This is a genomic window from Streptomyces sp. NPDC055400, assembly GCF_053644375.1.
Map to the genome: position 1 here is coordinate 41,620 of NZ_JBSHLM010000013.1, position 21,627 is coordinate 63,246.

General features: G+C 70.1%; 22 protein-coding genes. 6 read left to right on the plus strand and 16 right to left on the minus strand.

Annotated elements, in window-relative coordinates; translation table 11 throughout:
• Positions 1-9: 9 nt before the first annotated feature.
• The 4 genes from ACWIGU_RS30425 to ACWIGU_RS30440 all read right to left on the minus strand — a co-directional run bounded on the left by ACWIGU_RS30425 (position 10) and on the right by ACWIGU_RS30440 (position 3,483).
• A complete protein-coding gene (locus tag ACWIGU_RS30425; protein ID WP_454404905.1) occupies positions 10-1,161 on the minus strand; it encodes an NlpC/P60 family protein in 1,152 nt (383 codons plus the stop codon).
• Positions 1,162-1,309: 148 nt separating this feature from the next.
• Positions 1,310-1,576, minus strand: coding sequence for a hypothetical protein (locus ACWIGU_RS30430; RefSeq protein ID WP_454404906.1), 267 nt, complete (start codon positions 1,574-1,576; stop codon positions 1,310-1,312).
• A 10-nt stretch (positions 1,577-1,586) separates the two neighbouring features.
• Complete coding sequence (locus ACWIGU_RS30435) at positions 1,587-2,312, minus strand: TetR/AcrR family transcriptional regulator (RefSeq protein ID WP_356282661.1); 726 nt, start codon at positions 2,310-2,312, stop codon at positions 1,587-1,589.
• A gap of 232 nt (positions 2,313-2,544) precedes the next feature.
• Complete coding sequence (locus ACWIGU_RS30440) at positions 2,545-3,483, minus strand: AurF N-oxygenase family protein (RefSeq protein ID WP_454404907.1); 939 nt, start codon at positions 3,481-3,483, stop codon at positions 2,545-2,547.
• Positions 3,484-3,633: 150 nt separating this feature from the next.
• Here ACWIGU_RS30440 and ACWIGU_RS30445 point away from each other — a divergent pair, with 150 nt between their 5' ends.
• Together ACWIGU_RS30445 and ACWIGU_RS30450 are read left to right on the plus strand one after the other, a co-directional pair.
• Positions 3,634-4,743 (plus strand): ferritin-like domain-containing protein, encoded by a 1,110-nt coding sequence (locus ACWIGU_RS30445; RefSeq protein ID WP_454404908.1) that lies wholly within the window; start codon positions 3,634-3,636, stop codon positions 4,741-4,743.
• Positions 4,744-4,833: 90 nt separating this feature from the next.
• Positions 4,834-5,670, plus strand: a complete 837-nt coding sequence (locus tag ACWIGU_RS30450; RefSeq protein ID WP_454404909.1) for a hypothetical protein — start codon at positions 4,834-4,836, stop codon at positions 5,668-5,670.
• Here ACWIGU_RS30450 and ACWIGU_RS30455 read toward each other — a convergent pair.
• The 6 genes from ACWIGU_RS30455 to ACWIGU_RS30480 form a co-directional block, all read right to left on the minus strand.
• Entirely contained in the window at positions 5,651-6,205 is a 555-nt protein-coding gene (locus ACWIGU_RS30455; RefSeq protein ID WP_454404910.1) for a DUF3291 domain-containing protein, read from the minus strand. The two genes, ACWIGU_RS30450 and ACWIGU_RS30455, sit on opposite strands and share 20 nt — an antisense overlap.
• Before the next feature lie 82 nt (positions 6,206-6,287).
• Positions 6,288-7,754, minus strand: a complete 1,467-nt coding sequence (locus tag ACWIGU_RS30460) for a peptidoglycan D,D-transpeptidase FtsI family protein (protein ID WP_454404911.1) — start codon at positions 7,752-7,754, stop codon at positions 6,288-6,290.
• Complete coding sequence (locus tag ACWIGU_RS30465) at positions 7,751-9,124, minus strand: FtsW/RodA/SpoVE family cell cycle protein (protein ID WP_454405081.1); 1,374 nt, start codon at positions 9,122-9,124, stop codon at positions 7,751-7,753. Before ACWIGU_RS30465 ends, ACWIGU_RS30460 begins: the two co-directional genes overlap by 4 nt.
• Before the next feature lie 179 nt (positions 9,125-9,303).
• Positions 9,304-10,605, minus strand: coding sequence for an ATP-binding protein (locus ACWIGU_RS30470; protein ID WP_454404912.1), 1,302 nt, complete (start codon positions 10,603-10,605; stop codon positions 9,304-9,306).
• 385 nt (positions 10,606-10,990) lie between these two features.
• Complete coding sequence (locus ACWIGU_RS30475) at positions 10,991-11,743, minus strand: hypothetical protein (protein WP_454404913.1); 753 nt, start codon at positions 11,741-11,743, stop codon at positions 10,991-10,993.
• 138 nt (positions 11,744-11,881) lie between these two features.
• The gene (locus ACWIGU_RS30480) at positions 11,882-12,142 is read right to left on the minus strand and encodes a hypothetical protein (RefSeq protein ID WP_454404914.1); all 261 of its coding nucleotides are present in this window, start codon (positions 12,140-12,142) and stop codon (positions 11,882-11,884) included.
• A gap of 211 nt (positions 12,143-12,353) precedes the next feature.
• Here ACWIGU_RS30480 and ACWIGU_RS30485 point away from each other — a divergent pair, with 211 nt between their 5' ends.
• A complete protein-coding gene (locus ACWIGU_RS30485; protein ID WP_454404915.1) occupies positions 12,354-13,157 on the plus strand; it encodes an NERD domain-containing protein in 804 nt (267 codons plus the stop codon).
• Positions 13,158-13,197: 40 nt separating this feature from the next.
• On the opposite strand, the gene ACWIGU_RS30490 is transcribed toward ACWIGU_RS30485, so the two are convergent.
• From ACWIGU_RS30490 to ligD, 3 genes are all read right to left on the minus strand, one after another.
• Complete coding sequence (locus tag ACWIGU_RS30490; RefSeq protein ID WP_454405082.1) at positions 13,198-13,842, minus strand: DNA alkylation repair protein; 645 nt, start codon at positions 13,840-13,842, stop codon at positions 13,198-13,200.
• Between the two features lie 96 nt (positions 13,843-13,938).
• Positions 13,939-14,793 (minus strand): ATP-dependent DNA ligase, encoded by an 855-nt coding sequence (locus tag ACWIGU_RS30495; protein ID WP_454404916.1) that lies wholly within the window; start codon positions 14,791-14,793, stop codon positions 13,939-13,941.
• Between the two features lie 137 nt (positions 14,794-14,930).
• Positions 14,931-15,815 (minus strand): non-homologous end-joining DNA ligase, encoded by an 885-nt coding sequence (ligD, locus tag ACWIGU_RS30500; protein ID WP_454404917.1) that lies wholly within the window; start codon positions 15,813-15,815, stop codon positions 14,931-14,933.
• Between the two features lie 158 nt (positions 15,816-15,973).
• Here ligD and ku point away from each other — a divergent pair, with 158 nt between their 5' ends.
• Positions 15,974-17,143: a non-homologous end joining protein Ku gene (gene ku / locus ACWIGU_RS30505; protein WP_454404918.1), complete on the plus strand. Its 1,170-nt coding sequence runs from the start codon at positions 15,974-15,976 to the stop codon at positions 17,141-17,143.
• A 111-nt stretch (positions 17,144-17,254) separates the two neighbouring features.
• Here ku and ACWIGU_RS30510 read toward each other — a convergent pair whose 3' ends face one another.
• Positions 17,255-17,620 (minus strand): PH domain-containing protein, encoded by a 366-nt coding sequence (locus tag ACWIGU_RS30510; protein ID WP_326774098.1) that lies wholly within the window; start codon positions 17,618-17,620, stop codon positions 17,255-17,257.
• A 42-nt stretch (positions 17,621-17,662) separates the two neighbouring features.
• Positions 17,663-18,592, minus strand: a complete 930-nt coding sequence (locus tag ACWIGU_RS30515) for a class I SAM-dependent methyltransferase (protein ID WP_454404919.1) — start codon at positions 18,590-18,592, stop codon at positions 17,663-17,665.
• Between the two features lie 189 nt (positions 18,593-18,781).
• On the opposite strand from ACWIGU_RS30515, the gene ACWIGU_RS30520 reads away from it, so the two are divergent.
• Together ACWIGU_RS30520 and ACWIGU_RS30525 are read left to right on the plus strand one after the other, a co-directional pair.
• Entirely contained in the window at positions 18,782-19,402 is a 621-nt protein-coding gene (locus tag ACWIGU_RS30520; protein WP_454404920.1) for a TetR/AcrR family transcriptional regulator, read from the plus strand.
• Positions 19,389-20,579, plus strand: coding sequence for a damage-control phosphatase ARMT1 family protein (locus ACWIGU_RS30525; protein WP_454404921.1), 1,191 nt, complete (start codon positions 19,389-19,391; stop codon positions 20,577-20,579). Before ACWIGU_RS30520 ends, ACWIGU_RS30525 begins: the two co-directional genes overlap by 14 nt.
• A 121-nt stretch (positions 20,580-20,700) precedes the next feature.
• On the opposite strand, the gene ACWIGU_RS30530 is transcribed toward ACWIGU_RS30525, so the two are convergent.
• Positions 20,701-21,237 (minus strand): ISAs1 family transposase, encoded by a 537-nt coding sequence (locus ACWIGU_RS30530; protein WP_454404922.1) that lies wholly within the window; start codon positions 21,235-21,237, stop codon positions 20,701-20,703.
• Positions 21,238-21,627: the final 390 nt, after the last annotated feature.

A 21,627-nucleotide genomic window follows, 5' to 3' on the forward strand; every position in this document is an offset into this window, starting at 1 on the left:
GCGCACCGGTCAGCCGGTGGGCGCCCCCGCGGCGCCGTACCCGGTGTCGTCGCCGCCCGTCGCGCCCCCGGGCAGCTTCGGCGGGGTGTAGCCCTTCATCGACGGGTCTCCCTGATCGGGGCGGACAGCGCCGAGCAGCGGGTTGGCCGCGATCGGCGACACCTTGACCTTCGCGCCCGGCCGCGGCGCCTGCACCACCATCCCGTCGCCCAGGTACATCGCCACGTGCGTCGCCTCGCGGAAGTACACGACGAGGTCCCCGGGACGCAGCTCGCTGAGCGGGACGCGCGGCAGTCTCGCCCACTGCTCCTGCGACGTGCGGGGAATGTCCTCGCCCGCGTGCTCCCACGCCTGCGACGTGAGCCCCGAGCAGTCGAACGCCGCGGGCCCTTCCGCGCCCCACACGTACGGCTTCCCGATCTGCTTCACCGCGTACGCGAGTGCGGCGTCCCCGGCTCGTGACGGCGCCTGCTGTGAACTGAGCGCGCCCGACGCCATGAACGTCTTCTGGGCCTTCGCCATCCCCGCGTTCTCCAGGCGGGTCAGCTCGGCGAGCTGACCCGGGCGGAGTGAGGCGAGCACCCTCTCGACGTCCTTGAGGCGGGCCTGGACAGCGTCCCGGTCCTTCTTCTGCCGCTCCGACAGCCGGGTCTGCTCGGCGAGCGTCCTGCGTGCCTGCGCCGCCAGGCCGTCGGCGCGCTTCTCGCCGCCGACGAGCCGGTCCACGGTCGCCATGCGCTCCTGGGCCACGCGCCGGATCACATGGCCCTGGTCGAGGGCGTGCTGCGGGTCGCGGGCGAGGAGCAGGTGCAGGTAGGGGGAGATGTTGCTGCTGCCCTGGTACTGCTCGCGGGCGAGGCGTCCTGCCGCGCCGCGGCTGTCGTGGAGCGAGGTGCGGGCCGCGGCCAGCTTGCGAGCCAGGTCACCGGCCGTCTTGCGGCGCTTCTTGAGCTTCTCGGCGGTGGCGTTGTACTTCTCGGTGGCCTTCTCGGCATCCTGGTACAGGCGCTGAAGATCCGTCAGGAGCGTCGTGACGGAGGTGCGGTTGGGCGCGGGGAGGGGCTGGGGGGCCGGTGTGGGTGCGGCGGACGCGGGCCCCGGCGCCGCGAGCGTTGAGGCCACCGCCACGGCACAGGCCCACCGCAGAAGGCTTTCTGACACGTCATCACCTCCGGTGCGGGGCGGCCCGTCCGTCCCGCACCGTGAGCATCAACACGTCCGCCCGCCCGCGCGCCTCCTGCTGGGCGGTTCGGCCCAAGGACCTCACCCGGCCGGGGGACTCCATGAAGGTGATCCGTCAAAAAGAGTGCTATGAGCGCGGCTTGGACCAGGGCCACCGGGGCCCGCTGTCGTCGCGCCCAGAAGGGTCGTACTCGTACTTCCAGCGGTGGGCGAACCGGATCTTGCCGGGGGTCATCGGCACCCGGCGGTAGATGAGCACCGTGCCTGGGGAGCCGTCGGGGCCCGGCACCGGGATGCGGTACACCTTCGGCGGATGCCCCGTCGGTCCCAGCAGCACGGGCAGCACCCGCCCGTCCATCGGCCCGCCGACGAACGGCGTCTCTTCGCTCTTCACGGCACCAGTGTCACAGCAGGTGCGCGGCGTCGCTCACCACGGGCAGCACCAGGCGGGCCAGCCGGCCCACGGGCCCGTCCGCCGTCTCCAGGGCCAGCGCGTGCCGCACCGCCCCGGCGGTCTGCGGGTCGCGGCCCGCCGTCGCCGTGAGGACGGCCATGAACTGGTCGACGAGCCCGTCGCGCAGCTCGTCCAGCGGCGGCTTCTTGTCCTCGTCGAGCCAGATCAGCGAGGCCGCCTCCACGGCCGTGATCCACATGCGTACGGTCATCCGCAACCGGGGACCCGGGTCCGCCACGGCGAGATGGCTCAGGATGTGCTCGGCGGCCGCCCTGCGCACGCCGTCCACGATCGACGTCGTCCGCGACGTCTCCACCACGCTGCCGCCCTGGAGCAGCGCGGCGAACCCCATGTCGTGCTGGTCCACGAACGCGAGGTAGCGGTCGAGGGCCCGCGTGAGCCGGCCGCTCAGCGGTCCTTCCTGCGGCTCCGCGAAGCACTTCTCCAGCTCGTCGGCCGCGGAGCGCAGCGCGGCCTCGTACAACTGCTGCTTGCCGCCGGGGAAGTACCGGTAGACGAGCGGCCGCGAGACACCTGCCGCCTCCGCCACGTCGTCGAGGGACACCTCCTCGGGTGCCCGGTGCGCGAAGAGGGACAGCGCGGCGACGAGGAGCTGGCTGCGACGCTCCTCGACGCTGAGCCGTCGGTACGCGCGGGTGCCGGGTGCCGAGGTCATGTTCCGCAGCGTAACCGGCTTTTCGCGCGGGGGTCCTGTACGGAGGCGCTCCGCCGGGTCCCGGGCGCAGTCCTGGGCGAGCGGCCCGGGTCGTGTGGCGGTCAGGCGAGGAGCCCGGACCGCGTGGCGGTCAGGCGAGCAGTCCGGACGACTTCCAGAGCCTGCGGCCGACGCCCCGCATGACCCCGATGTCGTCAAGGCTGTATCGATGTGCGGCTCTGCCGCGTGGCGGTCAGGCGAGCAGTCCGGACGACTTCCAGAGCCTGCGGCCGACGCCCCGCAACACCCCGATGTCGTCAAGGAAGTCGGTCAGGCGCTTGGCGCCGGTCTGCATGATCTCGCGCCGGTGGCCGCTGGCCTTGACCTGTGCCAGTGCCTCCTTCGGGTCGAGCCCCGCCCGTTCGTAGGCGGCCGGGTTGTGGAACGCCGTGTAGATGACGCGGGCGGCCTCGCCGCACACGATCCGGGTGTACGCCGCCTCCGTCGGGCCGCACGCCACCATCTGGCGGCGCAGCTCCTCGCGGGCGTAGCGCACGTGCCGCGCCTCCTCGATGACGTGGATGCGGGTGATGCCGCGCACCAGCGGCTGGACGCGCTCGTCCGGGAACGTCATCCGCTGCATCCAGTCGATGATCTCCTCGCCGAGCAGCGTCGCCGAGAAGGATCCCGGCGTCGTGGAGATCGTCTTGAGCACGCGCCCCAGGTTGTGGTGGATACGCGGCATGGGGAAGCCCTCGCCGACGCTCCTCTTGATCATGCGGGCGAACATCATGGAGTGCCGGCACTCGTCGGCGATCTCCGTGAGGGCGTAGCGCACATGGCTGCTGGTCAGCGACTTGTCGTAGATGTGCCGTACGAGGAGCTGCATCAGGATGATCTCGAACCAGACGCCCATGGACGCCATGGAGGCGGCCTCGTACTTGGAGAGCTCGATGCGCTGCTCCTGCGGCATCCGCTTCCACATGGGGGTGTCGTAGAGCGAGCAGAGCTCCGGGGGCCAGTACCAAAGGCCCTCGACGTCGGGGGAATCCCAGTCCAGTTCCTTGTCCGGGTCGAAGGAGTGCTTGGCGGAGGAGTCGAGCAGGCGCTCGGCCACCTGCTCGCGGTCCTTGAGCAGCCCGAGCGCGTCGCGCAGACCCTCGAACGCGTCGGCTTCCGTCACGGTCGTCATGGCTGTCCCCACCTCGTCGTACGGGAAACGTGCGCCGCGGCACAGTAGTTACCGGCGGTCACGTCTTATGAGACTGCTTGTCAGCAAGGCCGTCAATCCCTTGCGCGCGACTTGTTGACCCGGTGTCCACAAGCGTGTGAGCCTGCCTGTATGTCGACGCATGAGCTGTACACCAGGGCGCCCGAGGAGCTCAACTGGCAAGTACCCGCGGCCGGTTCGGCACGATTCAGCTGGGAGTACGACGAGGGCAGGGAACGCCTCCTCGCGCTCTACCAGAAGGGCAAGGACAAGCAGTGGGACGGTGCCAAGCGCATCGACTGGGGCCTCGAGGTCGATCCCCACAACCCGCTCGGCACCCCCGACGAGGCGCTGACCCTCTACGGCACCCGGCACTGGGCGAAGATGACGGACCGGGACAAGGGCGAGCTGCGCAAGCACTACGCGTCCTGGCAGTTCAGCCAGTTCCTGCACGGTGAGCAGGGCGCGATGGTGTGCGCCGCCCGCATCGTCGAGTCCGTCCCCGACATGGACGCCAAGTTCTACTCGGCGACCCAGACCATGGACGAGGCCCGGCACGCGGAGATCTTCGGCCGCTTCCTGCACGAGAAGGTCGGGATGCTCTACCCGATCAACGACAACCTCCAGTCGCTCCTCGGCGACACCCTGCGCGACTCCCGCTGGGACATGCCCTACCTCGGCATGCAGGTCCTCATCGAGGGCCTGGCGCTCGCCGCGTTCGGCATGATCCGCGACACCACGGACAAGCCGCTGCCCCAGCAGATCCTCGCGTACGTCATGCAGGACGAGGCCCGCCATGTGGCCTTCGGGCGGATGGCCCTGCGTGACTACTACAAGCAGCTCACCGACGCCGAACTGCGCGAGCGCGAGGAGTTCGTCATCGAGGGCTGCTACCTGATGCGCGACCGGCTGCGCGGCGTCGAGGTCCTGGAGAACTTCGGCATCTCCAAGGCCGAGGCCGAGGAGTACAGCGAGCAGTCCGAGTTCCTGGCCCTCTTCCGCCAGCTGCTCTTCTCCCGGATCGTGCCCTGCGTCAAGGACATCGGCCTGTGGGGCAAGCGCCTCCAGCAGGCGTACGTCGACATGGGCGTCTTCGAGATGGGCCACTCGAACCTCGACCAGCTCATGGCCCAGGACGAGGAGATCGCCGAGAAGCTCGACGCGGAACGCTTCGCGGCGGAGGAACTGGAGCGCGTCGCGGAGGTCGAGTCGACGATCGGGGAGGGCGCGCAGCAGCCCTAGGGCTCGCCTGAGCGGGGCCTGGCGAGTGCGGGCCCCACCCCGATGTCCGGGGCGTGGGGATGTGTCACCCGCATGGAGTATTTTGCTGACGTGTCCACGCCTCAGCCACCCCAGCCCGGCCCGTACGGCCAGCAGCCCCCGGCCGCGCCCTACGGTCAGCCCGGCCCCTACGGTCCGCCGCAGCAGCCGGGCCCGTACGGCCAGCCGGGCCAGCCCGGTCCGTACGCCCAGCAGCCCTACCCGGGCGGTGCCCCCTACCCCGGATGGGGCGGTGCCCCCATGGGCCCGCCGCCCAGGAAGCGGCGGGTCGGGATGATTCTCGGCATCGTCGGTGGCGCGCTCGGCGTCGTCGTCATCGGCATCGTCGCGGTCGCCATGTTCGGCTCGGAGGTCGACAAGAGCTTCCCGGCGGCCGAGTACAAGCTGACCATCCCGCAGACCGTTCTCGACGGGAGGTACACCCTCACCGAGGACCTGTCCCGGACCCAGGGCAAGGAGATCGAGGACGAGGCGGACGGCGCCTGGGACGCACGCGACACCAAGGCGGCCGTCGGCCAGTACGCCGCGACCGACCCCGCCAAGAAGAACGCGGGGGTGGTGATCTCCGGCATGTACGGCCGGTTCAAGAACACCGACCTGGCGCGCAAGAACATGATGCAGGGCGCCGCCAAGAGCGACGGCGCCGAAGTCGCCGTGCCCGCCAAGGACTTCAAGCCGGCCGGCTCCGACGTCACCATCACCTGTCAGGTGCTCACCAAGCAGCAGGCGACCATCCCGATGTGCGCCTGGGCCGACGGGAACACCGGCGCCACCGTCGCCGAGATCACCCCCGAGATCGCCCTTCAGGCCCCCTCCGAGGTGGACCTCGACGCGGCGGCCGCGACCGCGGCGAAGATCCGTTCGGAGATCAGGAAGCCGATCGGCTGACGGACTCCGGCTCCGACTCCGGCTCCGACGCCGGCTCCGGTTCGGGGCCGGCGTCGCCCGCCGGGAACGACGTACGCAGAGTGAAGGCGTACGGCGTCGGACCGTGCGTCCGCAGATGGACCAGGCGTTCCTCCGCCTCCGCGACAGTGGGCCGGTGCCCGGCCGGCACCCACCACAGGGCGGTCACCGCCTCGTCGAGACGCTGGAAGAACTCCCGGCGGCGGGCGAGGAGTTCACGGTGCTGCCCCTGGTATATGAACGCTGTCAGCGCGATGGTGTCCCGCCACACCGACATGTTCACCAGCAGCCACGCGTCTTCGAAGATCCGGATGCTCGTCGCGTCCCCGGTGTCGTCCTTCAGACGCCACACGAACCCGTCCGACGCGTCGGCGACGGCGTTCACCGGATCGAGTCCCTCCGCGAAGTCTCTCAGCGGCTCCGAGTCGAGCGGGGCGGTGAGGCGGCCGATGTTCACCTGGGCGAGTTCGTGGCGAGTCCCGTTCTCCGTCGTACGCACAGTCCCGTAGTCAGTCATGGGCTGCACGATAGGCAGCGGACGCGTCGCCGTGGAGGGCCGATTCACCTGTTGGTATCAAGGGCCAATCGCTCCATTGCCGCTACTGGTCAGAAGAGTTGAGTGCGGCCTCCATCACCTTCCGTGCGATCGGTGCCGCGCTGCCGCCGCCGCTGATGTCCGAACGGTTCGCCGACGCGTCCTCGACGACCACCGCGACAGCGACCTCCGGGCTGCCCGGCTCCGGGGACCGCGCCCAGGAGATGAACCACGCGTACGGGGTGCCCTTGTTGCCCACGCCGTGCTGCGCCGTGCCGGTCTTGCCGCCCACCATCACATCGCGGATCTGCGCGTTCGTGCCCGTGCCGTACTCCACGGCGTCCTGCATCATGTCCTGGAGCTGCGTCGCCGTGGCCGGGTTCATAGCCTGCCGGTACGTCTTCGCAACGGTCTGCGCGAGGGTGTTCCCGCCGTGGTCCGTCGTCCTGTCCACCAGATGCGGCGCCATCAGGACCCCGCCGTTGACGACGGCGGCCGACACCATCGCCATCTGCAGCGGCGTCGCCGTCGTGTTGAACTGGCCGATGGACGAGAGCGCCAGCTGCGAACGGTCCATGTCCGTGTCGAAGTTGCTCCGTGAGACGCTCGACGGGATCCTCACCCCCGCGTCGTCGAAGCCGAACCGCTTTGCGGCCGACACCATCCCCTTCAGCCCGACCTGGACACCGAGCTTCGCCATCACCGTGTTGCAGGAGACCCGGATCGCGTCCGCGAGCGACGCGTCCTCGCAGCCGCGCGACTCGTTCCGCAGCAAGGTCGACGTGTCCGGCAGGACCCAGGGGCTCGGCGTGTCCGTCGGCTCGTCCACATCCGTCACGATGCCCGCGTCGAGGGCCGCCGCCGCGGTGACGATCTTGAAGGTCGAGCCCGGCGGATACGTCTGCCGGATCGCCCGGTTGAGCATCGGCTGACTCGGCGCGCGGTTCAGGCGCGTCCACGCCGACATCGTCGCCGAATCCGTCCCGGCGATCTTCCCCGGATCGTACGAGGGGCTGCTCACCAGGGCGAGGATCGCCCCGGTCGCCGGATTGAGCGCCGCGACCGCGCCCCGGCGCCCGGCCAGCGCGGAGTACGCCGCGCGCTGAGCCGCCCCGTTGATCGTGGTCGCCACCTTGCCGGCCGGCTGCTGCGAGCGCGTCAGGTCGTCCCACAGGGGGAGCGGGGCGAGCGTCGGGTCCGTGCCGGAGAGGATGTCGTCCTCGGCGTTCTCCAGCAGCGAGGTGCCGTACGTCTGGGACGCGTACCCGGTCACCGGCGCGAACAACGGGCCGTACCTGTACGTCCGTTCGTAGCGGAGCTGCTGGCCGGAATCCCTGGACCCGGTGACCGCCTTGCCGTCGACGAGGATGTTGCCGCGCGCCTGGTGGTAACGCGCGATCGTGTTGCGGCGGTTGGCCGGATTGCCGTCGAGGGAGTCCGCCTCGAAGATCTGCACGCGGGCCGCGTTGACCAGCAGCGCGGCAAGCAGCACCAGACACAGGACCGCGGCCCGGCGGATGTAACGGGTCACCGATGCGCCTCCAGCGCCTTGTCGGACAGGAGCTGGCCCCGCGCGGAGTCACTGATCCGTACGAGCAGCGCCACGATGATCCAGTTGGTGACGACGGACGAGCCGCCCTGCGCGAGGAACGGCATCGCCATGCCGGTCAGCGGGATCAGGCCCATCACCCCGCCCGCGATCACGAACACCTGGAGCGCGACGATCGACGCGATACCGATCGCGAGGAGCCGGCCGAACGGGTCGCGCAGCGCGAGCCCCGCCCGGTAGCCGCGTTCCACGAGCAGCGCGTACAGCAGGAAGACCGCCGTCAGGCCGACAAGTCCCAGCTCCTCGCCCGCGGTCGCCAGGATGAAGTCCGACTTCGCGGCGAACCCGATGAGGATCGAGTGCCCCGCCCCGAGCCCCTCGCCGAGCATGCCGCCCGCCGCGAACGAGAACAGGGACTGCGCGAGCTGGCCGGGCCCCTGGCCCGCGTCGATCGAGGCGAACGGGTGCAGCCAGTCGTGGACGCGGCTGTTCACATGCGGTTCGAGCGCGCCGACGACGACCGCGCCGCCCGCCGCGAGGAGCAGCCCGATCGCGATCCAGCTGCCGCGGCCCGTCGCCACGTACAGCATCACGATGAAGAGGCCGAAGAACAGCAGCGACGTCCCGAGGTCACGCTCCAGGACCAGGACGCCCACGCTGATCAGCCAGAAGACCAGGATCGGCGCGAAGACCCGCATCGTGGGGAACTGGAAGCGCCAGATCTTCTTGCCCGTGTACGAGAGCGCGTTGCGGTTCGCCGCGAGATAGCTGGCGAAGAAGATCGCGAGCAGCACCTTGGCGAACTCTCCCGGCTGGATGGAGAATCCGCTGATCCTGAGCCAGATACGGGCGCCGTTCACCGCCGGGAAGAGGATCGGCAGGACCATCAGGAACAGCGCGGCGACGGCCGACAGATACGCGTACCGCTGGAGCACCCGGTGGTCGCGCACGAGGACCACGACCGCGATGAACAGGGCCACGCCCAGCGTGGACCAGATGAGCTGGATCGGCGCCGCCTGGTCGTCGGGCGTCTCCAGGTCGAGCCGGTAGATCAGGACCAGGCCGAGGCCGTTGAGCAGCACGCCGATGGGCAGCAGGAGCGGGTCCGCGTACGGGGCGCGCAGGCGGATCGCGCCGTGCGCCACGAGCGCGAGGACGCCGAGCCCGGCGCCGTAACCGGCGGCGCCGGGCGGTACCGAGCCGTTCTCGGCGAGTCCTACGTCGCAGTAGCCGTAGACGCTGAGCAGGACGGCCAGAACGATCAGGACGAGTTCGGTGCCACGGCGCCGCGGGAGGTGGACAGCGGGGACCGCGGGAGGGCTGACCTCGGCTCTCGTGCCTGCCGGGCCCATGGGTCCCGTTGATCCCGTCGGTCCGGTCATGGCGGGAACGTAACAAGCTATAGCCGGGAAAACCCGCTATGTCTCTTTAATCTGACTGGGTGTGTGTCCGCTGGGGGTTCTGGGCGAGGGCTTCGGGCGGGGGCTCTGGGCGAGGGCTTCGGGCGGGGATTCTGTGTGGGGGTGACGCGTCAGCGCTGCCGGTCGTTCAACGTCAGCGTCGCCATCGCTCCGCCGTCCTGCGCGTTCGTGAATCTGAGCGAAGCGTCCAGCACTTCCGCCTGGCCCAGCGCGATCGTCAGGCCGAGGCCGTGGCCCTTCGCGCCGCCCTCCGTCCTGAACCGCTGCGGACCGCCCTCCACCAGGTAGTCCGGGTAGCCCTCCCCGTGATCCCGCACCGTGATCACCGGGCCGTCCACTGTGAGGACCACCGGCGGGCGCCCGTGCCTGTGCGCGTTCGCCACGAGGTTGCCGAGCACCCGCTCCAGGCGCCGGCGGTCCGTCAGTACGCAGACGTCCCGCACCACGACCACCTCCGTCCGCGTGCCGGACCCCCGCACCACCCGCTCGGCGAGCGGGCCGAGCCAGTTGTCGTCCAGGTCCACGCGCTCGCTGCGTGCGTCCAGGCGCGAGATCTCCAGCAGGTCCTCGGTGAGGGTCCGCAGCGCGGCGACCCGGTCCCGTACGAGCTCGGTCGGGCGGCCCGGCGGGAGGAGTTCGGCCGCCGCGTGCAGGCCCGTCAGCGGTGTCCGCAGTTCGTGTGCCACGTCCGCCGTGAACCGTTGCTCGCTCAGCAGCTTGCGCTGCAACGACGACGCCATGCTGTCCAGCGCACCGGCCACGGCTGCCACCTCGTCCTGGTGCCTGGCCGGATTCCTCGTCCTCGGATCGCCCACCCGGGCGTCCAGGTCCCCGCCGCTGATCCTCCGGGCCACTCTCGCCGTCGCGTGCAGGCGCCGCGTCACGCGCGTCACCGCGAACGCCCCCACCAGCAGCGTCGCGCCGATCGCCAGCACGGACGAGCCGACGATCGCCTTGTCCAGGCCGGCGATCGTGCGGGCGCCCTGCGAGTAGTCGACCTCCACGGCCAGGACGCGGTTCCTGTCGATGGGGCCTGCCGCCCACATCGTGGGCTGCTTCGCGTCACTGCTCACCATCGTGCCGCGCTCACCGTCCGTGGCGAGCCGGTGCAGCGAGTCGGGCAGGTCCGGGGGGTCGACCCCTGCGAGCGGGCCCAGCCTCGCGCCGGCCTCGTACGCCTTGGTGGCCTCGTCCAGCCGGTCCAGTGCGCGGGCGCGGGCCTGGCCGACGGTCTGGTTGCTGACCGATACGTGGACCAGGGCGCCCAGGAGCGCGGCGAGTGCGCAGCACATCACCGTGATGAAGACCGCGGCCTTCCAGGTGAGGGTGGCCGTCCAGGCGGGGAGCCGGGGTTTGAGCCTGGGGCTGGGGCTGGGGTGGCTCGGGTTGGTGCGGGAGGCGGTGGGGGTCATGGGCGGCTCTTGGCGGGCTGCCGGGGGTGCGGGTGTTCTGGGGCGGTGTTCTTGTGTTGGGCTGTGTGGGTGTGGGTGTGGGTGTGGGCGCTGCCGCTGCCGGGGCTCTGCGCCCTGCGTGTGGGAGTGGGTGCGGGGCCGGGCCGGTATGTCCGTCCTCGCCTGGATGGTTCGGCGTCGGATTTCGTGCGCCTCAGTAGTGTGTGCCGGCTCCGGGCGGACATACCGGCCCGGCCCCTCCCGTTCGCTCGCGGGTGCGGATCCTTCGGGGCCGGGGGGCTTGTCCCTCGGGTCTTGTACGTGGATGGGTTCGGGTGCGGGTGGGTTGTGGCGCCGGCTGTGCCCCGACGTGTGTGCGTGGGGCGGCTTCGGCTCGTGTGTCTGGTCATCGGGCGGCGGCCGATGGGGTTGTCGTCGGGGTCTTCGGCGGAGCGGTGGTGGGGGAGGAGGGTTCGGGCTTGGGGGGTGTGGTTGGGGCCGCCGGCGGGCCCGTTCGGAGGATTTCGTCTCGGGTGGGGAGCATCGCGTGCTGGTGCGCGTCCCAGGACCACGCCGTGCGGTACTCGTAGCCCGGCAGGTCCGCCACCGCCCGCAGGATTACGTCGCGGCCCGCGATCTCCACGCTCACGACCGCGTCTGACGTGCCCATCACCTGCGTCAGCTTGTGGCCCTCGAACTTGTAGCAGCGCACGGCGAGCTGGCGTTTCGGCAGGCGGATCCCGAGGAGCAGTTCGTCCTTGCCGTCACCCGTCAGGTCCCGGTAGTACGCCTTCAGGACCGGGCACTTGGCGCTGTCTTTCGTGCCGCAGTCGCCCAGCCCTACGATGTTGTCCGGGGACGGGGACGGGGACGGGGACGGGGACGGGGACGGGGACGGGGACGGGCTCGGTGAAGCCGAGGCGGCCGCCTCCTGTGCGCGGACCACGTCGACCGGGTTCACGCGGTGAATGTCGTCACCCTTGGCGGTGATGCCGTGCACTACTTCGGTCTTGCCCGAGCCGTAGTCGTCGGCCGCGGCGGACGCCGGCGGCAGTGTGGGCCAGAGCCGGGCGGGTCCCATCGCCGTGGACGTCGGACCCGCGCTGCGCAGCTCGCCCGCGTCGCCGCACCCCGCGAGCAGCAGTACCGACGCCGTCACGGCGGTCGCCGCGGTACAGGTGCGCCTTGAATTCACTGCACTCCTGCCTGTCCGCGTGCCGGTCGGTCACTCCACTGTCACCTTATGGGTGAGGAAGTCCTTTTTATTGACCCGCGGGACCGTGCGCACCTCGAACGGTCAGCCGTCGGTGCGCCCGCGCCGGTACATCGAGAAGGCGAGTCCCCCCGCGCCCGCCGCCGCCATGCCGCCGCCCACCGCCAGGAACAGCGGGGTCGAGTCGGGTGTGCCGTGCTCCGGTGAGCTCGCCGCGGCGGGAGCCGCCGCGCGGTCGGGCTGGGCGTGCGCGAACGCGGCCGTCGGGACCACGAGCGCGCCGCCGAGAACGGCGGCGACGAAGGCGCCGCGGGCCAGCAGGCATGCTCGACGGGTGGTGCTCACGGAACGTCTCCTCTGCTCTACTCCCGGTGCGGTGTGCTCCACCAGGTGGCTTAAACCCTGACCTCATCACCGTAAAGACCCCTCATCACGGCAATTCGGCAGCTGTGTAACAGCGGGCCGAAACTCCGCGGGCGGTGGTGTCACTGAGGGGCGGGACGGCATATTGCCCTGCGGCTCCGGGGCTGTTCCCATGGTCGTGGGGTGATGGTGCATGAGCGGTCTGCGCGTCATACCGACCTGGCGGCACGGTCGGGAGCGGCTCTATGTCTGTGGCGACGACGGCAGGAATGTCGCCTGGTACGACCGTGAGGCCGGCCGCGTCAATCTGATCAGCGAGGCCCGCCGGGACGCCGTGCTCGACGTCCTCGGGCCCTTCCTGACCGGCCAGGTCACCGTGGGTCCGCCCCCCGTGCCCACCTCCGTCGAACTTGCCAGGCTCGCCCTCCACCCGGACGACGACCTCGCGCCGAACCGGCCCGGCGAGGCCCTCCAGATCGCCGTCGACCGCGACCCGGGGCCGCCACGGCGGCTGCGCGGTGACCCGCGGCGCCGGGCCCTGGAGGCCGAGCAGTGCGTCGGCGGAGGGCTCGACGCGTTCGAGCGGGCGGGCTGGCGCGCGCTGCACTCCGTGCCGCTGCCCGGCGGCGACCGCATCCACCACCTCCTCATCGGGCCCGGCGGCCTCTACGCGCTGCACACGCTTCCGGCCCGCAAACAGCGCGTCCGCGTCGCCGACCCGATGGTCATGACCGGCCGCTCGGAGCCGCACCCGCTGCTGCGCCGCGTCCGCGCGGCCGCCTCCCGCGCGTCCTTCGCCCTGACCGCCGAGGTCCGCCCGGTCCTGGCCGTCGCGGGCGCCACGACGGTAGAGGTGGCGGCGCCCCCACGGGACGTACGCATCGTCCTTGACACCGAACTCCAGTCACTGGCGCGCACGGGCGGCGTCCTGAAACCGGCCGACGTCGAGGCACTGCATGCCATGGCCCGCGACCGCCATACGTGGCTGCGGGTCTGACTGAGGGCGGGGCAGGGCGGGACGGGCTGAGCGCAGGTCTTTACTGGGCTTGCCGGCGGCGCACTATCTCGGTGATCCAGACCGGGGCGAACGGGGACGTGCAGCCCGGGGACGTCGGGTAGTCCTTGAGTACCTGTAGGCGCTCGCCGATGTCGATGGCCCGGGTGCGGAGGCCGGCGTGGTCGATCCCGATCTGGGCCAGGCAGTGGTTCATCGCCCACTGCAGACGGTCAGGGGCGTCCTTCATCTCCGCCTCGATGACGTCGAGGAGCCCTGAGAGGTCGAGCCCTTCCGGCTTCTTCGCCACGCGTTCCGTGGTCAGCGCCCAGCCGGCGCTCGCGACCACTGGATCCGGGTCGGCCGACCAGGCCAGACGGAGCTCTTCGGCGTGCGGGTTCTTCTTCACCACGTAGTTCACGAGCCAGTCGTGCACCTTGGGCGTGCGCGCCCCGCGCACCATGGCGTCCAGCTCGTCCCGCCGGAACGCCTTCGGGCGGCAGATGAGGAGGGCGAGGAGTCTTGCCGCGGTGTCGTCGGTTTCCCAGAGACCGCTCGCGAGTTCCTGCTGCGTCTTGAGCCGCTTGGCGAGCGCGCGCAGCTTGCTGAGGTTCACGCCGTGATCGTCGCCGTGCTTCTCGTTCACGGCGCGTGCCTTCGGGTCCTCGAGTCCGGCCAGCTCGGCCATCACCTCGGCGACCGTCGTCCCGGTCAGCGTCTTCTCGGCCACCTCGGCCCTCCCGTCCGTACGTGAGATTTCACCGTACGACGAAGGACTGACATCTCATCCGTCGGACCGCACGCGCAGGAAGCGGACGGTCTCGTGGCGTCCGGCCGCTTGGCGCACCTCGATGAGGAGGGGGGCCGTGAGCATCCGCACCGGACCGTGTTCCGGGTGGTCCGTCAGGTGCTCAAGACGGCCGTGCACCAGTGTGCCGATCTGCCGTGACTGCGCCGGGGTCAAGCGGGGCGACGTCTTCACGGTTCGATCACCGGGGAGTTGTACGAGAAGTGCCTGCGGTCTGTCCAACGGGCCGAAAACTCCGAGGAGTTCCCCGTCCGTCGTATCCGCATGCCTGATCTTTCTCCATGCCCGGGTTCCTCCTGCCCGATAGGTCGAGCGCAGTTCCTTCGCCACAATTCCTTCGACTCCGGCCGCTCTTATGTCGCGGAACCAGATATGGGCGGTTTCCTCGTCGAGCGTCGCCAGTACGCGCTGAAGGGGCGGGCCGATGTCCTGGAGCGCGGCTCCGAGCAGCTCCCAGCGCTTCTTCAGCGGCAGGGCCCTGACATCGCGGCCCGGGACGGCGAGGATGTCGAACGCCACGTAGGACACCGGGATGCCCGATCGTGCCCGGTCGGCGTGGGACCGGAGGAGATCGGTGAAGCTCAGGCGCCCGTCGCGGTAGGCGCACAATTCGCCGTCCAGTACGGTTCCGGCGGGCAGATGCTCTCCGAGATATGCGGCAATTTCGGGAAACTCCGGGGCCAGGTCCCTTTGTGAGCGTGACTGCAGGAAGACCCGGCCGCCCTCGAGGACGAAGGCCAGGGCGCGGAATCCGTCGAGTTTGAGCGAGTACTGGAGGCTCTCCGGCGTGCCTGTCTGTTCCGGGATTTCGTCCACAGCCTGGGGACGCATGACGTCGACCGGCGGGTATAGGGCTACGGTCGGCTCGTTTTCATCCATTCCGTCAGGGTCTGCCCGGTGGGCCTTGCGGGTGAGGAGAGGCTCGCCCCTCGTGTCGGACTGTCACCGGGACAGCCCCGGCGCGCCGCTCACGGCACACGCCCCGCGCGGTTCAGGTTGATCAGAGGGCCGAGCAGGTCCCCGTACGTCTCGAGGCGCGGCGCGATGTCGTCGGCCAGGAACGTCAGATCCCGCGCGTCCGTGCAGGCCTCGACCTCCTCCCACGTCACCGGCGCCGACACGGTCGGCTCCGTGCGGGCGCGCAGCGTGTACGGGGTCGCCGTCGTCTTCGCGGCAGCGTTCTGGCTGAAGTCGACGAAGACCTTGCCGGGGCGCAGGCTGCGGGTCATGCGGTGGACGACCAGCTCCGGATGCTCGGCCTCCGCCTCCACCGCGAGGGTTTTCGCGTAGGCGCTCACCCGATCGGACGGCGTCGGTTCCAGCGGCACGAGCAGGTGCAGCCCCTTGGAACCGGAGGTCTTCACGTACGAGTGAAGCCCGTCCGCGCACAGCCGCTCCTGAAGCCAGAGCGCGACCGCGCAGCACTCCACCACGTCCGCGGGTTCCCCGGGATCCAGGTCCAGGATCAGCCGGTCGGCCTGTCCGGGCGCGTCCGCCTGCCACTGCGGCGTATGGAACTCCGTCACCAGATTGGCCGCCCACATGAGTGACGCCAGATCCTGTACGAGGACCTGGCGGGACGGGGCACTCCTCGAATGCGGCACGTCCGCCGTCCGCACCCACGCCGGCGTGCCCGGCGGCACGTTCTTGGTGAAGAACCGCTGGCCCTCGGGCCCGTCCGGGTAGCGCAGAAAGGACACGGGTCGGTCGTACAGGTGCGCGAGCAGGGACCCGGCGACCGTCGCGTAGTAGTGCAGCAGCTCGCCCTTGGTGAACCCGGTCGCCGGGTACAGCACCTTGTCGAGGTTGCTGAGCGCGAGCCGCCGCCCCTCCACCTCTGTGATGGGCGTCATACGATGAGAATCCCACGGATATCGTGACGAGCTATCCCAAAGGGCTGCGGTGGTGGCTTCGGCTGCGGCGACGGCGGGGTGGCCGACGGGCTCGGCTACGGCAGAGCGCAGAGCGCAGAGCAAGGCACACGGCAGAGCACTACGCAGAGAGGGACACCGTGCGATCCATATGGAACGGCGCCATCTCCTTCGGCCTGGTCAGCATCCCGATCAAGCTGGTCAACGCCACCGAGAGCCACTCGATCTCTTTCCGGCAGATCCATCTGGAGGACGGCGGCCGCATCCGCTACCGCAAGTTCTGCGAGCTGGAGGAGAAGGAGGTGGCGTCGGCGGAGATCGGCAAGGGGTACGAGGGCGCGGACGGCGCGATCATCCCCATCACGGAGGAGGACCTGGCCTCCTTGCCGATCCCCACCGCGCGGACCATCGAGATCGTGGCCTTCGTCCCCGGCGACCGGATCGACCCCCTCCAGATGGACGCCGCCTACTACCTCTCCGCGAACGGCGTCCCCGCGGCGAAGCCGTACACCCTGCTGCGCGAGGCGCTCAAGCGGAACAAGAAGGTCGCCATCGCCAAGTTCGCCCTGCGCGGGCGGGAGCGGCTCGGCATGCTGCGCGTCGTCGACGACGTGATCGCGATGCACGGTCTGCTGTGGCCCGACGAGGTGCGCGCCCCCCAGGAGGCGGCGCCCGAGACCGAGGTGACCGTGCGCGAGGCCGAACTCGACCTGGCGGACGCGTTGATGGACACCCTCGGCGAGGTCGACATGGAGTCGCTGCACGACGACTACCGTTCCGCGGTCGAGGAGATGATCGAGGCGAAGGCGTCCGGTGAGGGCGTGGTGCAGCCGCCCGAGGCCCCGGAGGGCGGCGGCAAGGTCATCGACCTGATGGCGGCCCTGAAGAGCAGCGTCAAGGCGGCCAAGGAGGCGCGCGGCGACGCGGCGGCACCGGAGCGGGAGGCGAAGGTGAGTCCGGTGACCCCGCTGAAGTCCCGTACGGCACCGAAATCCCGTACGGCACCGAAGGAGGTCGGCGGGAAGAAGTCGACTTCGGCCAAGGCGAAGCCGGCGGCGTCCGGGAGCGGCACGGCGAGGAAGACCACGGCCAAGAAGTCGGCCGCCTCGTCGAGGACGACGGCCGCCGAGAAGGCCAGTACTTCGAAGGCAAGCACGTCCAAGGCCGGCACGGCCAAGGCGAGTGGCTCGAAGGCGAGTGGCTCGAAGGCGAGCGCCTCGAAGGCGAGCGCCTCGAAGGCCACGGCCAAGAAGGCGACCGCAAAGAAGGCACCCGCGAAGAAGACGGCGTCGCGCAGGCGGGCGTCTTAGGGGGTGCCCGGCGGAGCCGAAGGGTGGGGTGGGCGGGTTCTGTGTGGTGGCGGCCCGGCGGCGGCCGTACGTTCGAGGACGCCGGCGCCGGGCCACCGCTGCGCGTGTTGCTTACCGGGCCACGAACTGCGTCAGGATCGCCTGCACCTCGTAGATGTCGACGCCCTTGCTGAACGTCTTCTGGACGGGTGCCGCGGTGCCGGAGATCCAGATCTTGAGCTCGCCGTCGAGGTCGAAGTGACCGGCGGTCTCGACGGCGAAGTGCGTGATGCTCCGGTAGGGGATGGAGTGGTACTCCACCTTCTTGCCGGTGATCCCCTGCTTGTCGACGAAGATCAGACGCCGGTCGGTGAAGAGGATGGTGTCGCGGATGAGCAGGTACGCGGCCTGCACCTGCTCGCCCTGACCGAACAGCTTGGCGTACTCCTGCTGCGCGCCGACGGGGTCGACGGTGTGAGCGTTTCCGAACAGTGCCATGAGGCCCCCCAGATGATGAACTCCTGCGTATACACAGGATCTTCACACTGTAAGGGAGGGCTTGGCCAGGGGGCGGGCGACCTCTTCGGGGTTGTGCGCGGTGACGAGGAATCCGACGCTCTTCATGCGTACCTCACTGCGCCTGCCCGCGCCCCCGTCGCTGACGTGCTCGTACGCGTTCAGGGTGATTGTGAGCGTGCGGTGCGCCAGTTCCCTTATGTCGCTGCCGACTTGTTGGGTCAGGTGCCGCCCGGGGCCGGAGCCGAGCAGGAACTCGGCGGCGTCACCGGCGTCCCGTCCCCACAGCCCGTACGCCTCCACGGGCCTCACCTCGATGCCCGCGAACCCGGCGTCGGACAGCATGCCGCGCGTGGCGTCGGGGTCGGCCAGGGAGAACCTCCCCGGGCCGCGCGAAGTCTCCTGCCCGCCCGGCGCCCCGAAGTCGCCGACGGGCAGGATGCCGCGCAGCCCGGCGACGGCCCGGAGCCAGTCGTTGCGCTCGGGCTCGGCGGCGCAGATGAACGCCAGCCTCCCGCCCGGCCTGAGGGCGCGCCGGATGTTGGAGAAGGCGGCGACGGGGTCGGCGAAGAACATGACCCCGAACCGGCTGATGGCGACGTCGAAGGCCCCGTCGGGGAAGGGGTGGATCTGGGCGTCGCCCCGCTCGAACCCGGCACCGGCCGCCCCTTCGTGCCGGGCGGTCTCCTCGGCCCGAGCGAGCATGGGCCCGGACAGGTCGACCCCCAGAGCCCGCCCGTCCGGGCGCGCGTGCCGGGCGGCGAGGCGGGTGGTGGATCCGGCGCCGCAGCCGATGTCGAGGACGTGCTCGCCGGGGCGGACTGCTGCGGCGGCGAGGAGGGGCTGGTTGAACCCTTCGTTCACGGCGTCCCAGCGGTCCTGGTTACGGGCCCAGTGCTCACCCTCGTACCCGTTCCAGGCCTGGGACTGATCGACGTTCGCGATGTGCGGCATGACGGAATCCCCTCGTGACGGCGCGCCGGCCGACAGTCGGCGTAGTATGGGCGTCTGCCCAAACCCAGTATGGGCGCGCGCCCATACTGACGCAAGGGCGTGGAGAGGGCCTGGCCTTGACAGCCGACCCCGATGGCCGGACATGACGGCCGGACCCGATGGCGCACCCGATGAGAAGAGGCAGGCAGCATGTCCCCGCGCGGAGTGGCGATCCCCGACGTAAGAGAGCGGCTTTTCGAGGCGGCGGAACGGATCCTGGCGCGGGAGGGCCCGTCGGGCCTGACGAGCAGGGCGATCACGACCGAGGCCGGCTGCGCGAAGGGCCTGCTGCACAAGCACTTCGCGGGCCTGGACGAACTCGTCGCGGAGCTGGTCCTGGCCCGCTTCGCCCGCACAGCGCGCCTGGCGGAGGACCTTCCGGCCCGCGCGGGCGAGTCCACGGTCGCGGCCAACCTGAAGACGATCGGCTACGCGCTCCTGACGTCCCTGCACCCCACGACGGCGGGCCTGGCGGTCTCGACCCCGGCGGCGTCGCTCCGCATCCGCGAGGCCCTGGAGGCGGGCGCCCCGGGCTTCGACGCGATCCAGCAGTCGATCGCTGCGTACCTGGACGCGGAAGTGGAACGGGGCCGCCTCTCCCCGGCCACGGACACGACGGCGACGGCGCTGGCTCTGGTCGGGACGGTCCACCACCTGTTGATGACGACATGGGGAGACGCGGCACGGGACCCGGGGGAGCAGACGGAGAGACTGGTGACGATGCTGCTCGGCCCGACGACCGGAGGATCAATCAGCCATGGAGAGCGTTGACGACGTCATCCGGAGCAACGCCCCCGGATCATTTCCGTACAGCGTGCTGCGCGAACGGCACCCGGCGCTCATCCAGCGGGTGCGGGACGCGTTCCCGTACGACCCGGAGCGGCAGCGGGCGCTGGACACGCTCCTGAGCGAGAGCACGGACCCGGCCGGCGTGATGGAACCGCTGCCGGCCGACGCCCGGGACCGCGACCAGTGGGAGGAGTGGGGGAGCGGCGAGCACGGGGGCCGGTCGTGGTTCGACGCGCCGTTCCTCTGGGCGGAGAGCTACTTCTACCGCAGGCTCCTGGGCGCGGTCGGCTACTTCGATTCCGCCGGACCGTGGCAGGGCATCGACCCCTTCCGCCCCTTCAAGCAGGCGGAGCTACGGAGCCCGGAGGCGCAGGCGGAACTGACGGCTCTGGACCACCTGGCGCAGGAACCGCCGGAAACCCAGGGCCGGGCGCTGCTCCACGGCTCCCTGTGGGGCAACAGGGCAGACCTCGGCTTCCAGCTGACAGCGACCGCCTCCGACGCACCCACCCCCATCACTCCCCTCTTGGTGGACGATTCGGAGCGCCTCTGGTCGCTCCTGCCGCCCGGGGCCGGCAACACGGTCCACGTGGTGGCGGACAACGCGGGCCGCGAACTGGTCCCGGACCTCCTCCTCATCGACCACTTCCTCCGTCACGCACACGCGGAACAAGTGGTCCTCCACGTAAAGCCACATCCGTACTACGTCTCCGACGCGACCCCCGCGGACGTCATCGACGCCCTGCGCCACCTGAAGCAAGCCCCGGGCGAGGCAGGTGATGCGGGCGAACGCCTATGGCAGGCGACATCAACAGGCCAACTGCAGCTCCTCGCCCACCCGTTCTCCTGCGCCCCACTGCCGTACGCCGCGATGCCGGACGACCTGAGGAAGCACTTCGAGAAAGCCACGCTGACGATCCTGAAGGGCGACCTGAACTACCGCCGTCTGGTAGGCGACCAACTCTGGCCCCCCACAACCCCGTTCCCCACGCGCACCTCCTACTTCCCCACCCCCGTAGCGGCCCTGCGCACCCTCAAATCAGACGTAATCGTGGGCCTGGACAAACAAACGGAGGCCTCGCTCAACGAAGCGGATCCCGAATCCTGGCGAACAAAGGGAACGCATGCCGTGATCCAGGTACGGAGCGAGCCTCGATGAAGTGATGAAGTGATGAAGCAGGGAATCCCTTTCCGAGCGTGCTCGGGACCAACTGCTGGTGGGCGGTCGGCTGGTTGGTCTTGATCACGGCGATGTAGTGGGCCTGCTTCGTCCCGACCAGTCAGGTGATGTTCGCCTTGACCGAGTGCAAGGCATCGAAGGTGACGACCGTGCCGGTCAGGTCGAGCGGGGTGAGCAGCGGCTTGAAGTGCGTCGTCTCGTTCGTCTTCGCGCCGACCTTGACCTGGGCGAGGGTGGTGACGCGGCCGTGGGTGACCGCCGAGAGCAGATGCCGGCGGGGTGTGTCCAGACGGGCGGAGCCCTTCAGGGCCTTGCCGTCCACCGCGATGACCCGCCGCCTGGCCCCGGCGGTGGCGGCCTGGTGCCGGTCGGCGAGGTAGGCGCCCACCGCCCCATCCAGCGCGTCACCGTCGACGGCCCCCATCACCCGCCCGATCGTCGACGGCGACGGGTTGCGCCGCCGGCGCAGCGGATGCCGCCGGACACCCAGGACCCGCAGCAGCTCGCCCGAGGCCCGCGCGCCCCTCTCGGCGAGCTCGTCGATGCTCCGCGCGCCCGCCACCACCGCGCAGGCACACACCAACAGGACCGCCGCCAGCGAGTGCCACCGCCCGCGCCGCGAGCGCGGATCAGGCACGGATTCGAAGTACGGGCTTTTAGACCAGCGATCTGGCCCGGGTCCATCGGACCCAGCTTCACCTGCACGCCGGGGATGGCAGAGAACGCAGCAGGCACGGAGCCTTCTCGATCAACGGGCGTAAGACACCACGATGATCACGAAGCCCGTGCCTGCACCTCTACCCGCCCCTCACCCCAAAGACCTACACAACCAGGGAACTTGAAACCCCCCGTGGGTCGAACGAGGTCCCAGAAAAACTCCGGCAAGAGCCTTTACGACTCTGAAGTTCCTGAATCCGTACGACAATGCCCATTTATATGATGCTCTCGAAGAATAAGAATTGCCGGGGGGCGTGAAAATGCGAGCTTGAAAAATATAGGCATCCCGTGCGCACTGATATCCAGGGGC